Annotated in this window: 14 protein-coding genes and 1 pseudogene; 9 read left to right on the forward strand and 6 right to left on the reverse strand. The window is 55.6% G+C overall.

All coding sequences use genetic code 11. The annotated features are described in order from the left end of the window. Positions 1–117 precede the first annotated feature (117 nt). From Q0802_RS02700 to Q0802_RS02725, 7 genes and pseudogenes are all read left to right on the forward strand, one after another. Positions 118–456 (forward strand): SDR family NAD(P)-dependent oxidoreductase, encoded by a 339-nt coding sequence (locus tag Q0802_RS02700; protein ID WP_298913572.1) that lies wholly within the window; start codon positions 118–120, stop codon positions 454–456. Between the two features lie 9 nt (positions 457–465). Further along, the gene (locus Q0802_RS02705; protein WP_298913158.1) at positions 466–651 is read left to right on the forward strand and encodes a hypothetical protein; all 186 of its coding nucleotides are present in this window, start codon (positions 466–468) and stop codon (positions 649–651) included. A gap of 5 nt (positions 652–656) precedes the next feature. Further along, entirely contained in the window at positions 657–1112 is a 456-nt protein-coding gene (locus Q0802_RS02710) for a hypothetical protein (RefSeq protein ID WP_298913161.1), read from the forward strand. An 18-nt stretch (positions 1113–1130) separates the two neighbouring features. Beyond that, positions 1131–1397 carry an SRPBCC family protein gene (locus Q0802_RS02715; RefSeq protein ID WP_298913164.1) on the forward strand — a complete coding sequence of 89 codons (267 nt, stop codon included), beginning with the start codon at positions 1131–1133 and terminating at the stop codon, positions 1395–1397. Positions 1398–1475: 78 nt separating this feature from the next. Beyond that, positions 1476–1610, forward strand: a complete 135-nt coding sequence (locus Q0802_RS02720; RefSeq protein ID WP_298913167.1) for a hypothetical protein — start codon at positions 1476–1478, stop codon at positions 1608–1610. A 49-nt stretch (positions 1611–1659) separates the two neighbouring features. After that, positions 1660–1725: pseudogene (locus Q0802_RS24710) on the forward strand (hypothetical protein); the annotation flags it as partial. 25 nt (positions 1726–1750) lie between these two features. Then, a complete protein-coding gene (locus Q0802_RS02725) occupies positions 1751–2278 on the forward strand; it encodes a hypothetical protein (RefSeq protein ID WP_298913170.1) in 528 nt (175 codons plus the stop codon). Positions 2279–2773: 495 nt separating this feature from the next. On the opposite strand, the gene Q0802_RS02730 is transcribed toward Q0802_RS02725, so the two are convergent. Next, complete coding sequence (locus tag Q0802_RS02730) at positions 2774–3349, reverse strand: YceI family protein (RefSeq protein ID WP_298913173.1); 576 nt, start codon at positions 3347–3349, stop codon at positions 2774–2776. Positions 3350–3430: 81 nt separating this feature from the next. Between Q0802_RS02730 and Q0802_RS02735 the strand changes: the two genes are divergently transcribed. Beyond that, positions 3431–3952, forward strand: coding sequence for a MarR family winged helix-turn-helix transcriptional regulator (locus tag Q0802_RS02735; protein WP_298913176.1), 522 nt, complete (start codon positions 3431–3433; stop codon positions 3950–3952). A 273-nt stretch (positions 3953–4225) separates the two neighbouring features. Here Q0802_RS02735 and Q0802_RS02740 read toward each other — a convergent pair whose 3' ends face one another. Together Q0802_RS02740 and Q0802_RS02745 are read right to left on the reverse strand one after the other, a co-directional pair. Continuing rightward, positions 4226–5845 (reverse strand): EAL domain-containing protein, encoded by a 1620-nt coding sequence (locus Q0802_RS02740; RefSeq protein ID WP_298913179.1) that lies wholly within the window; start codon positions 5843–5845, stop codon positions 4226–4228. A gap of 491 nt (positions 5846–6336) precedes the next feature. After that, positions 6337–8745, reverse strand: coding sequence for a hypothetical protein (locus tag Q0802_RS02745; protein ID WP_298913182.1), 2409 nt, complete (start codon positions 8743–8745; stop codon positions 6337–6339). A 157-nt stretch (positions 8746–8902) separates the two neighbouring features. On the opposite strand from Q0802_RS02745, the gene Q0802_RS02750 reads away from it, so the two are divergent. Next, entirely contained in the window at positions 8903–9592 is a 690-nt protein-coding gene (locus Q0802_RS02750) for an SIMPL domain-containing protein (protein ID WP_298913185.1), read from the forward strand. A gap of 51 nt (positions 9593–9643) precedes the next feature. Here the strand turns inward: Q0802_RS02750 and Q0802_RS02755 are convergent, their stop codons facing one another. The 3 genes from Q0802_RS02755 to hppD form a co-directional block, all read right to left on the reverse strand. Then, positions 9644–10936 carry an O-acetylhomoserine aminocarboxypropyltransferase/cysteine synthase family protein gene (locus tag Q0802_RS02755; RefSeq protein ID WP_298913187.1) on the reverse strand — a complete coding sequence of 431 codons (1293 nt, stop codon included), beginning with the start codon at positions 10934–10936 and terminating at the stop codon, positions 9644–9646. Between the two features lie 84 nt (positions 10937–11020). Further along, entirely contained in the window at positions 11021–12016 is a 996-nt protein-coding gene (locus Q0802_RS02760) for a hypothetical protein (RefSeq protein WP_298913190.1), read from the reverse strand. Between the two features lie 231 nt (positions 12017–12247). After that, the gene (hppD, locus tag Q0802_RS02765; protein ID WP_298913193.1) at positions 12248–13342 is read right to left on the reverse strand and encodes a 4-hydroxyphenylpyruvate dioxygenase; all 1095 of its coding nucleotides are present in this window, start codon (positions 13340–13342) and stop codon (positions 12248–12250) included. Positions 13343–13370 lie beyond the last annotated feature (28 nt).

The raw sequence follows: 13370 nt of genomic DNA on the forward strand, positions 1-13370 counted from the left end.
CCTTGGCCAAATCCAGGCCTACGGTCTTTACTGTCATTGGGTGGCTCCTTTCCTAGCAGTCGTTGACAACTGCACTTTGGCACGTTCGATGCCGGTGGAGCAGGAGCCATCCACCTCATCCGCTATCAGTTCGACGTCAATTTCTTCGGGCTTGGCCGCTTAACCCAACTGGTCCTGCACCACATGCGCGAGCAGGGGTGGGGCAAGATTATCAACGTCTCGTCCGGCGAGGGAAAGGTGCACGCACCGCCGACAGCCTGGTACGTCTCAAGCAAGCTTGCGCTCGAAGGGTTCAGCGATTGTCTGCGTGCCGAGACAGCCCAGTTCGGGATTGATGTGGCGATCGTTCGACCCGGCGCCATCGATACTGAGATCACAGGCGGTTTCATCGATCCGCTTTTGGAAACCTCCGGTAGCGGGCCATATAGCGCCATTGCGCGGAAGATGGCGGATTAGTTCCGCAATATGGGTGCGGAGAAGGGCACAGCTTCTCCACCCAGTGTGATCGCCAATGTCATCGTTGGGGCGATCAAAGCCCGCAAACCCAGAACGCGCTACGCGGCAGGTGTCGGCGTCAGACAGGCCATTTTCTTTCGCCGCATTCTGAGCGACCGAATGTTTGACCGGTTCATGATGCGGATGTTGGGGTGACCGCGATGATGACATTCATGGACCGTATCTCGCAAGGCTTCGAGTATCTGATCGTGCTGGCATCGGTTGTCATGCTCGGCTGGGGACTGCTTGGCTTTCTGGAGTATTTCACCGGGCTCGCTCCGCTGATGCTGTTGCAAAATGCGACCTTTCCGGTGGGCATGCAGACCCTCCACTGGATCCTGATCACCGCATCTGGGGCCACATTTCTGATCGGGTACTTCCTGCGCTGGAGCTTAACGCCGATTGCCATGCTGGTCATGTTCACAGCACTTGCCACGATGTGCGCCGTGCAGACTTTCGACATGCTGGAAAGCCCGGATCGCTACCGGAACTTCGTGCAGGAGTGCATCAACTATATCGTCATCTCGATCTATCTTTTTCGATCCAATCGCATGCGGAATCGGTTCGGAAGGATCACAGTTCAAGGCAGAGATGGCCCGTCGCCAATCAGTGTCTGAGACGTAAGAAAGAAAGTCATGGAAAACGGATCATCGGAAAAAGTGAGCTTCTCGCATCACAGGATTCACATCGACATTGCGATCGATGCGCCACTAGAGGTGGTCTGGTCCGTGCTGACGGACACGGCCAACTACGACAACTGGGCGGCGTTCCTAGTGGGCATCAAGGGAGAGATCAAGGACAGATCGAGGGTCACCGTCAGCTTTCAACTTGATGCATCAAAGGAGAAGCTGACCACGCTGGACCACACGATCACAGTCGTGGATGGGTCAGAGTTCTACTGAGCCGAGAAAGGACCAGGCGGCGTTCGCGACAATCACCACTTCCGTGTCGCGCCTCAGAAAGAAGGAAGGTCCCGTTTCGTGCAATCCGACGAGATCATGGGTGGCATCACCTTCCTGATGGGCGGTCGTTTGGCCAAGATGTACGTGGGTGGCTACCAAGCCTTCAATCGCGGTCTGAAGGCCGAGGCAGAACGACGTGCCCAATCCGACTGATAAGACACCTCGACCACTTGGGCGGGTTCTGCTGACCGGCGCGACTGGGATGGTGGGGTCGTCGGTCCTCGCGGCATTGCTGACCGATGAAAACGCCCGCGAGGTCGTTTCGCTTGGGCGCAGGCCGACGGGCCGAGTTCATGGAAAACTCACGGAAGTCTCGTTCACAGATTTCGGCGACACCCAAGCCATTGAGCCATATCTCATGGGAACAGACACACACGGTCTTCCATTGCCTTGCCACCTATTCCGCGCGTGTCAGCCGGCAGGAGTACGAGGAAATCACAGTCCACTGGCTGCGGGTTTTGCTGACAGCTTGTGAAACGGCGGTACCAAAAGCGACGTTTTGCTTGTTCTCTGCACAAGGTGCCCGGCCAGACGGCGGCGGCATGTCGTTTGCATTGAAGGTCAAGGGAGAGGCGGAGAGCGCACTGTTCGCGTCTGACCTCGAACGGAAGTTCGCATTCCGTCCGGGTTACATTTCACCGTCCGGGCCGAGGAGCAGTTGGAAACCGGCAGACTATGTCTTCAAACCGCTCCAAAGGCTCGTGCCGACAATTGGCGTGACTTCCGACGAACTGGCTCGTGCGATGCTTGAAACAGCTATGCGCGATTCTCGTGATAGTGCGGTTCTCGAAAATGGCGACATGCGCACACTGCTTGGATGACTTTGCCTTGGCGCCACCAAGCAAGCGCGTCATCATTTCCAACCGCACTTACTTTGTCTGGATCAATGTCCGCTTCGTAGAATGCTGCGGTGCAGCAGTCTCTGGTAGACTGGATGTCCGATTGATGCCGTCCTTACGTACGCCAATGTCGGCAGTCAGCGCTTTGCGGCTACTCGTGCAAAGCGCAGCATTCGGAACTATGGGCTCTTCGCAGACCTTAGCCGCGCGACGCACCAATGACTGCGGCCAGCCCGAAGCCGACATTGGATTTGAGCGGTAATGGCCGGAGTCGCGGACCTAAGCCGCCTTTCGCTGCATTTGCACCGATGACCGCTTTCAGGAAAGGGTGCCACTTGATCGAGATTGGGGAGCCAGCGGTGTTCGCCACCTCCCTTGAAGCAAATGAAAGTGACTTGGGACTGTCAATTAGACACATAAACTGATTGCCGGACCATACCTTCCAATTCATGAAAGAGATAGCCCAGCAATTCAATGCTACTCGGCTTTCATCTCTGTAGATATATCAAACGCCAAAGTCCCGACGGGCAGAGCAAAACCGAAAGGTGTGGTATCGATTTCAGCGGAGGCATGGAACCCCAACCAGTCCCCTTTGTAATAATCGAGAAACTGCGCAACGGGATGCTTGCCCTGGTGAATCAATTCGACTTTCAGAGTGGCAGGCACAGTCACACCTCGCAGCGTCACATCGCCGGCAACGTCAGCGGTTGTCTCACCAGTACGTGTGATCGAGTTTGAGACGAACTGAATGTTTGGGTGCTCATCGACTTTCAAAAAATCTGCGTTTTTTATGTGATCGTCAAGCGGACCGAACCCGGTTGAGACTGACGCCGCATCAATCGTCACTTCCAGTGTTGCGGAAGTTGGATCATCAAGGTCGATGGACAAAGTGCCACCGGCACGGTCGAATTCGCCATGTTGCCGCGTGACACCTGCGTGGTCCCAGCCGAAGCGCACCTCGGTATGGCCAGCGTCTGTCTTAAATGTGCGGGTCTCGGCGAATGCCGGAAGGGCGAGCGCTGTCACAAGCGTTGTAGCTAAGATAATACGCATAGAGGAACTCCCAAAGTTGAGTAAATTATTAGTTGACGACATCATGTAATTTGATAGCAGCGGGTAATGCTAGGAGGAAGTATGAGTGATAACGCAGACGTGAAAGCCGCAGCAGCCGAAGACGATGCCATGCCAAATCCTGACCCTGCTCATGTAGCGGTCTGGATTGCGCTAAACCGGGCAAGGTTGTCGTTGATGCGAGGGGTTGATCGGAGGCTGCGAGAGGAAGGGTTGCCGCCGCTCACCTGGTACGATGTTCTTTGGACTATCGAAAAACTGGGAGGAGCAGCGCGCCCCGCTGTGATCATGGAAGAGTTGCTATTCGAGCCATCTGCGCTTTCTCATATGGCCCGACGAATGGAAGCTGCTAGATTGCTAAAGACTTGTGTTGCCAAAGAGGATCGACGTGGGAGAATGTTGCGCATCACCTCGAAAGGTGTGGAAGCCCGCGCTGCGATTTGGCGAATTTACGGTTCTGCGCTGAAGGCGCGTCTTGCTCCACTTAATGAACTTTCGGACATCGATTCAGTTGCCAAGCTATTCGAAAACATAGCTGACGTTCGTTTCGATCAACCACCTAACGCCGCCAAGTGTAATCAATGAGTTGAGCTCAGCAGACATTCGACAAATCACAGTCTTCGGTAGATTTAGGGCTCTTCGCCGACATTAGCCGCGCGACGCACCATTAATTGCGGCCAGCCCAAAGCAGGTCCTTCTGCTTTTCGCGATGATCGAGCCAAAGGTTCGTTTTGGCCGCTACAAGTGTGGCCAACGGAGTTCGTCGCAGACACCGACGACTTCATTCTGAGGTAACCTGTTGAAACAAAGGGGACGTCAGCCCATCGTCCGCTTCTCTATGAAGAGCGCGAGGAGATTTTAGCCCGCGTCACGCATGTCTTTGCGCGGTTCGGTATCCTCCCTTAGCGGATCGACTTGCCACTCGCTCCATTTGGTTTCCAACAACCAGCCAACTTGCTCGGCGGGAACCGCCTTTTCGAACAGGAAGCCCTGACCCAGTGAACAATCGAGCGACTGAAGATATCCAAGATCGTCGCACGATTCGATACCTTCTGCGGTCACGTCAAGCTCAAGCCCGTTTGCCAACGCCATAATACCGGTAACAATTTTCTGGTTTTGCGGTTCCATCGCGATGTTTGTTACAAAACTCCGGTCAATCTTAATCCTGTCAAAAGGCAGTTGCCGAAGGCTTGCTAGACTGGAATATCCAGTGCCAAAATCATCAAGCGCAACCGAGACACCCAGTTTCTTCAACGCATTCAGTTTTTCCCGCGCAACCTCAAAATCATGGATAACAGAGCTTTCGGTGACTTCTATTGTCAGCCGCCTCGCATCAAAATTGCAGCTTTCCACGATATCTTTGATCTGATCGACAAGTTTGGGGTCATGAAACTGGTAGGGAGAAACATTGAAAGAAATCAGGAGACTTGGATCCCAGTTCTTCGCTGACATACAAGCCTGCTGCAATATGCTGATGCCAAGATTTCCGATCTGGCCGCTGTCTTCTGCAATCGAAATGAATACATTGGGGGGGATGTTACCGCGCGTTTTATGGGTCCATCGTGCAAGAACTTCGAATCCAACGAGTTTATTCGATTCAATTTGGATGATTGGTTGAAACCAGGGTTCGATTTCTGACCTCTGAATAGCCTCCCGAAGGTCAGCTTCGATTTCTGCCCGCTCATGAGATTGTTTGTCCAACTCCGCATCATACCAGGCAAACTGACCTCTGCCTTCGCTCTTCGCCATGTACAATGCCTTGTCAGCTCGGCGCATTGCCTCGGCATAAGGCGTTGCAGTGCTCCACATTACCAGTCCGATGCTACTGCTGATGAAAATCTGACTGCCTTCAAAATCCACAGCCTCTTCCATGGCGTGCAGAATGCGTCGAACGGCACGTTCTGCGCTCTTCGCGTCGACTGCGCCCTCAAAGACAACCGCGAACTCATCGCCTCCAAGTCTGGCGAGGTTACCAACACCATTGACTTCGTTCTTGAGTCTTTGGGCAACTGTTTGGAGCGTCACGTCCCCCGCCGCATGACCGTGCAGGTCGTTTACAGGCTTAAACCTGTCCAAATCGACCATCGCGACGACCAATTCGTCTGGCTCTCGATGCCCGTTTTCGATTTCTTCAAGTAGGGACGAAAACGCCCGACGGTTCAAAAGCCCGGTCAACGGATCATGGCTGGCATTTTTTTCTGCGCGTTGGCGTTGGAACTCGCGTTCAGTTGTGAGTTTTTTCAATCTGCGCCACTGGAAAAAGACTGAGAACAACAGAGCAATCGTCAAGTTCACGATAAGCAATGCCAACTCGTCCAGATCCCAGTCTTCATGAGCTCGACTGTATTCGTAAAACCGTTCGAATAACTCCATCTCAGCCAACAGTAACCAGGTGGCGATTGCAGTAACAAAAAATGCGACGGGTATGCCAGTCGCCTTGACAAGGTCACGGAATGAAAACGGAGAACTTGAAGCCATGTTGTACTCTTGGAAGCGGGAAATTCATTACGGAATACCGAATGCTCATCAGAGTTTGATGAACGAACGGCGCGAAATGTGTTTAGAAATTTAGCAAGTGGCTGAGTTTAGAAATGACAAAAAGGCAGCCATTTGCGATAAGTATGGGCTAAAGAATTATTGTCTCGAAGTTGCTATCGCCGACACTTTGCAAAGCCCACTCTCTGCGCCTAGCGGAAGCTCACGCGCTATGCAGTGAAGGTCAGCTTCGTACCCTGCATTGACCTGTTCCTCCCGGTTAGCCATGCAAATGGGACAAAGCGTAACCTGCCTGTTGAGCGGTTGCAGTCAAATGAATGGTTTGTCGGTCTGGCAGGCGATCTAGGATCGCCCACCATTCTTTCCTGAGCAGTAGTTTTTGGCATTGCTGGATATCAACGATCGAACGATCGTATGTGCTGCCCCGCGGCTAATGAAACGATAAGCCAGGCTGCGCAACTTCGCCAACCTGCTTAGCCTTTCGGCATTCTCAAAACGAGATTGCGACCGCTTTTCTGGTATCTCAATTCGCTGTCTCCGATGGCCGAGATGCGACCGCCGTCTATTCTATCTCCGACCTGAACTTTTTTGTATCTACCGTTTGCGAGGCGCACCAGCGCGCGTCGGTCAGACGGAGTGCCATAGACCCCGATCAAGTTCACCTTTCGCAGGTTTATCGCGTTGCGCACCGTAGCTTCACGCGTCACCGATGCGCTTGAAGGTATCTTGGGCGTGACCGTTCTGGGCGCGATGCTGGCCGCACCAACAGTGGCAGCGGAACTGGCGGTCTTTTGCGCCCGCGCCACGATCTGATTGAAGTTACTGGGGCGCGCATCGGGGCGCAGCGAGGCCGTGACAGCCAATTCATCGCTTGCTTGCCCACTCTGCGTATCCTGTTCGGCCAGCGGCGTGGCGCTATCGCTCAAAGGCACCAGGCTTGCTGCGGCGGCGGCTGCCGCGGTCTCAACTTCCGAGATCGGCCGGATGGGAGGTCGGAACTGTGCCAACTCGGCGCGCGTCAATCCATCAAGTGTGGCCCGCTCGGTCGTTTCCTGAAGATCCCCTGGACGTTGGCGCGGACGAAAACCCGCAAGAAGGGCAATCGCCGGATCAACCTCAACAGCTGGCGCACCCCTCTCAGGAATGGCATCAGGGCGTGAAGGAGGTGCACCAGCAAACACCTCAATGCCGTCAGGAGACAGCGTTCCCTGCGCGCTCGGCACCACTAGACCCCTGTTATCAAGAGAAAATTTTGTTCCAGCGGCGGCTGGCGAGCCGGGATCATCGAACATGAGATCGCTTTGCGTATCGGAAACAGGAGGCAAGGCGACCGCGTCAAATGCGGGCTCGATCGGATCTATGCTTGTCACGTAAAGGTCTTCAATATCGACCAATGCCGGTGGCTGTGGCACCTGGGGTGCCTGCGGCCAGATACCTGTGACTGCGTAGCTGGCGCGCGCATCCTCATCCCTTGGAGATGCCGCATCGTCTGGATCTTCGATCAGAGGCGTCCGCAACGCGTCGAGGACCGCTGCGTCTTCATCGGAAAGGCTCGCTTCTTCAACGCTCCCGGTCGCTGTATCGAGGGCGGCAGGGACATCGGCGGGAGCCGGTTGCAGTCTCGGGGGCGAAACCTGCACGGCTTCCGTTTCAATACTTGCTCGCCCACTCCGGTCAAAGAGCCCGGCCAATCCTTCCTGGACATATCCCGATGCCCAAGCCGCTATGCCCGCGAGAAACACCAACAACGCGACGGTCAGCAAAAACGCCACGTATAAGGGTGCCCCTTGTCGCGGTTTTTGTTCACGAGCGCCAAAGACGGTCAGCCGTTCCATGTCGGACTGCGGGGCAGTCTTTTTTGCTTTTTCAAGAACTGGTGGCACCCGCACTGAACGGGCTTTGGGTGCTACCAAAGGCGGTGCCGCGGTTTCTGCGAACCCGCGTGTCAGCACTTCGGTTGGCGGTTCGGAAAACCGCTGGTTTGGTGCGGAAACGGGTGGCTCTGCGAAACCCCGGGTCATTTCTTCGGGACGGGGCGTGATTGGGTGTTCTTTTGGCTCTGGCTCAGCCGTCAGGACCAATACATCTTTTGCCACCGTTTCTCGTGGTTTGCGGCGCGAAGCAAATGCAGCCGTCTGAGAAATGACGTCGCGAGGCGGCAGACCCGGGTCTGCAACATCAAAAACCGGTTTGTCAGCAAAACCATCGCTTCCAACAAATTCCGCAGGTCCGACCTGTAGGGACGTCTCATCGGCAGGCTCGATATGAGGCGACGTGACTGACGCTGGCGTCGTCTCGACCGGTTCAGTTGCCGACTTGGAAGAAGGGACTTCCGCTTCGCCGATCACGACGATCGAAACGCCATCCGGTTCAACGACCTGACCGGCAGTCAGCAGAGTACGCGCCGCCTTGGAGGGGCCGAAAAAGGGCTCACCCAAATAGGTGTTATCCCCGGGAATCGCCACGAAACTGACGGGGTGAAATCGATGGGTTTCCGCAAACGCCTCTGCTTCGTCCAAAGTCTCGTAGGCCACCGCAGCAATATGGGTAGCATCACCATCTTCCGAGACATCAAACGCCAAATCGTCCACGGCGTAAGGTGTTGCTCCATCCAGTGCCTGACGGGCTGCATCGCGCCGTTCAAGAGGTGTCATTCCCGGTGTCTGGATCGTCAGATACCGTATCTGTTCATTTGGAATAACAAGCTTGCAGCGCAGACCGTCAGGGGCCAGGGCGGTTGCCGTTTTTCGCATAACGGCAAGCTCATCCTCAAAGCCCGACGTGCTCGGCATAACTTCGCCGACCAAGCGCCACCCCCCCGCTGCGCGCAACAGCAGGCGCACACCTTCTAGGGAAAGGGAAAGCGCAAAGTTTGGTTTCATGCCTTGGGTTTAACAGCCTCTTGAGGGCTTGGACAGAAGGATAAACGTTATACCACCGATATAGCAGGTCTTCGCCGAGGAGTGGTTAACGAGAGGTTTACCGCTTGCTCTTGGCGGTTGTGCGGTATCTGCTGAAGGAAGAATGAGGAGAATAACGATGAGATTTTTTTTTGCGACTTTTTTGCTGATTATCTGCGCCTCCGGCATGGCTGTGGCAGATCAGCCGCGGATCATCAGCACCACCGGACAAGGCAACGTTGAGACGGCACCCGATATGGCGACGCTCAGCCTTGGCGTGACCCATGAAGCAGCAGAGGCCGCAGCGGCGATGGCCGCCACGTCGCAGGGTGTAAGCGACGTTCTGTCGCGTCTTGAGGAAGCGGGCGTTGCCCCCCGCGACATGCAAACCGATAATGTCTCATTGCAACCCATCTGGTCCGGCCGGGGATCAAACAACAACACGCCCCCCAAAATTACCGGATTTGTCGCCAGCAACTCACTGACCGTAAGGGTCCGAGATCTGGCAGCCTTGGGGGGGCTTCTTGATCTTGTGGTTCGTGACGGTGCCAATACGTTCAACGGGCTGTCTTTTGGCTTGCAAGAGCCCAGGCCAGCCGCTGATGAAGCCCGTGCCGAAGCCGTTCGAGATGCCATCGACCGGGCCCAGCAACTTGCATCGGCAGCGGGGGTTGCTTTGGGGCCAATTCAATCCATCAGCGAAAGCGGCGGATTTGCCCGCCCGCAAATGCTGGAAATGGCTGCCGCCCGGCAAATGGATGCGCCGATCGCCGCGGGTGAGTTGACCATCAGAGCCCAGGTCAACATCGTTTTCGCCATCGCCGACTAACATCGGCAAACATCCGATATGACGGGGCGCTCGTGAAAGCGCCCCCTTCGTTTAGCTAGTCGCCTTGGCAAGTGCCTGATCAAGATCGGCAATCAGATCATCGGCATTTTCCGTCCCGATAGACACGCGAACCACGCCCGGACCAGCACCCGCAGCTTCCTGCTGCTCTGCTGTCAGCTGACGGTGGGTCGTTGACGCAGAATGGATCACCAGGCTGCGCGTGTCACCGAGGTTGGCCACATGGCTGAAAATTTCCAGGGCATTTACAAATTTAACGCAGGCATCGTAGCCACCCTTGATCGCGAAGGTGAAAAGGCCGCCTGCCCCTTTGGGACAGATTTTCTGCACCCGCGCGTTGTAGGGAGAAGATTTCAGCCCGGCATAAGTAACATACTCAACACGCGGATCGTTTTCGAGCCAGCCCGCCAGTTTCTCGGCGTTTTCCACATGGCGCTCCATGCGCAAAGACAGCGTTTCTGTACCCATCAGCGTGTAATGCGCCGCCTGCGGGTTCATCGTCATGCCCAGATCGCGCAGACCGATGGCGATAGAATGGAAGGTGAAGGCGAGCGGGCCAAATGTCTCGTGAAATTTGAGACCGTGATAGGCGGGTTCGGGTTGGCTGAGCGATGGGAACTTGTCATTGGCAGACCAGTCGAATTTACCTGAATCCACCACACAACCGCCCGTCACCGTGCCGTTCCCGGTGAGGTACTTTGTGGTGGAGTGCACAACCAGCGTCGCACCATGCTCAATCGGACGACAGAGGTAGGGCGTGGCTGACGTGTTGTCGACGATCAGCGGAATGCCAGCGGCATCAGAGATTGCCGAGATGGCATCGAGGTCGGTGATATAACCGCCGGGGTTGGCAATGGCTTCGCAGAATACCGCGCGGGTGTCGTCGTTGATCGCGGCTTTGACAGCATCCAGATCATCGAAATCCACAAAGGTCGCTTCCCAACCAAACCGCTTGATCGTGTGGGAAAATTGCGTGACCGTGCCACCATAAAGACGGGTGGAGACAACGATGTTCTTGCCCGGTCCCATCAATGGGAACAGCGCCATGATCTGGGCCGCATGACCCGAAGAGCAACATGCTGCCCCAACACCCCCCTCAAGCGTCGCGATACGTTCCTGCAGGACCGCAACCGTTGGATTGGTCAGGCGCGAATAGATGAACCCGACCTCTTGCAGATTAAACAGAGCCGCTGCGTGATCGGCGTCGCGAAACACGTAAGCCGTCGTCTGGTAAATGGGTGTCTGGCGTGCGCCGGTCGCGGGGTCAGGGCGTGCGCCTGCGTGGATCTGCAAGGTGTCAAAGCCGTAGCTTGGGCCGTCTGTCATTGGGTTCCTCCTGAGGACTTCATTGCCCGTATCGTTAGGCCAAGGGTGCACGCCGCACAAGAGCAGCCCCCGGAATAGCCCGGTTCACCGCATCCAGAACCCGGCGGATTTGATCCGGTTGCGGATCGCGGCTTCCCGTCGCGGCAGATGATCACGATCAAAAAGTGCGCGCACTTTTGCGCCCCGGCCCTGATAGACCATGCGCTTGATCGGCTCATATGATTTCAGCACTTTCTTGATCTTGTTGGGCGCGCAAACCGCTTCAAGCAGATCAATGACGGCATCACTTTCACGGGCGTAAAGCAACGGAAAGACCCGGTAGTGGCAACTGATCGTTTCATCCAGCAGGCCATCGGGCAAAGCATCCCGCCCCCCTCCCAAGGCGTGGATGACGAGCGGCAGCGCGATCTGATCAAGCCAGGGGTTCATTTCCTGCGCGCAAAGCGCTTGAGGCGGATCATCCCTGATGCCCAGAGCGTATTTCTCGAATAGGGTGCCGAACTTTCGCGGACAATTGTAAAAGAAATAGCCCGCGTTGAAGTATAGGTAGCGTTTCCAATAATCGTCTGGCTGACTCAGATCGAGTGAGCTCTCGAAATCCAGGCCAAACTTGTCATAGAGCGACCGCCAAAGACCGCTGTACCCAGGCCCGTAGAGTTCCGGCTTGGGCCATGTGCCCTCGCAGCGCAGCGAGGCACCGGGGTGGTCGAAATCGAAAGGAACATCGCACAGATCACCCGTGATCAGCGTGTCAGTGTCAAAAAACACAAAAGGTTCGTTTTCGGGCAGGTTTTTCAGCATCTCGATTTTATTGCCATATGGATAGGCGGCACCAAAATGCTGGCTTTCAAAGGGTATGATCTCAGCCCCCAACTGCTCTAGCATATCACGTGCTGCGGTATCGGAGATGCGCGGGTCCTTTGGCCATAGAGGACCCGGTTGCGGCTCGGCAACGACTACGCGGCCAGCAAAACCCGGGCTTGAATGACGCAGAGATGCGACAAACAACAATGCCTCGTAGGTCAGGCGACCGCGCTGAGCGACGATCACCACATTGAAGCTGCTGGGCGTTTGTACCATCCTGCCTGTCCCGGTTCTGGGTTTTCCCGGAACTATAGGGGTATACCCGCTCGGGCAAAAGCGCTTTGGCGCCCGCAGGGGTGCCGGTTGGTGCCCTGCGTGGCTCAGAGCGCCACAGCAGGCGCGGACACTGCGCGATGATCTGTGGCAGAGCACCGATGGGTGCCAGTCAATCTCCGGAGAGCCGACCGGTACCCGTCGTATATAGCGCTCGCCTTAAAAGCCAAGGGATCACTCAGCCGCAAGCTCGCCGTTGTCAATCTGCTCTTGTTCAATACTCTCGAACAGTGCTTTGAAGTTCCCTTCGCCGAAACCGTCATCACCCTTGCGCTGGATAAACTCGAAGAAGATCGGGCCGATGACCGTTTTGGAGAATATCTGCAGCAGAATCTTCGTCTCGCCACCATCAACAACGCCTTCACCGTCAATCAGGATGCCGTGTTTTTTCATCCGGTCGAGCGGTTCTTCATGGCCGACAACGCGGTCATGGCTGAGCTTGTAATAACTGTCTGGCGGACCTGGCATGAACTTCAGTCCACGCGACGCAATCTCGTCGGTGCTGTCGTAGATATCGCTGGACCCAACGGCAATGTGCTGGATGCCCTCGCCCTTGTATTTTTTCAGATAGGACACGATCTGGCCGGTCTCACCTCTGTCTTCGTTGATCGGGATGCGGATGCGCCCGCAGGGCGATGTCAGCGCGCGGCTCAGAAGACCGGTGAACTTGCCCTCAATGTCGAAGAACCGAATTTCCTTGAAGTTGAAGAGATCACCATAGAATTTGAACCACTTGTCCATGTTCCCCTTGTGGACATTGTGAGTGAGATGATCGAGATAGTAGAAGCCGACACCGGCAGGTTTGGACTGATCGGTCCAATCGAACTCCGTGTTGTAGGGGCTGGTGTCATAATACTGATCCACGAAGTACAGCAGCGACCCGCCGATGCCGACGATGGCGGGAACATCCAATGCCTTGCCCGGACCCTCATATGGCGTGGCCCCTTTGGAGACCGCGTGATCGAAAGCCTGCTGGGCATCTACCACCCGCCACCCCATGGAAGGCGCGCAAGGCCCGTGGTCCTCAACGAACCGTGCAGCAAAACTGTCAGGATCAGCGTTCAGAACATAGGTGATATCGCCTTGCTGCCAAAGCTCTATCTGCTTGGTTTTGTGATTGGCAACATGGGCATATCCCATCCGCGCAAAAAGATCGCGCAGCTCTTGCGGGTCAGGGTGGGCAAACTCGACAAACTCAAAACCGTCGGTGCCAGCGGGGTTTTCTGCGGTGATGGTCGATTTTGGGGCGTCGTGCGGAAAGGGACCCATGGTGTTGCTCCTGAATGCGGTGAGTCGC

This window comes from uncultured Roseobacter sp. (assembly GCF_947495275.1).
In the GTDB taxonomy this organism is placed as follows: domain Bacteria; phylum Pseudomonadota; class Alphaproteobacteria; order Rhodobacterales; family Rhodobacteraceae; genus Roseobacter.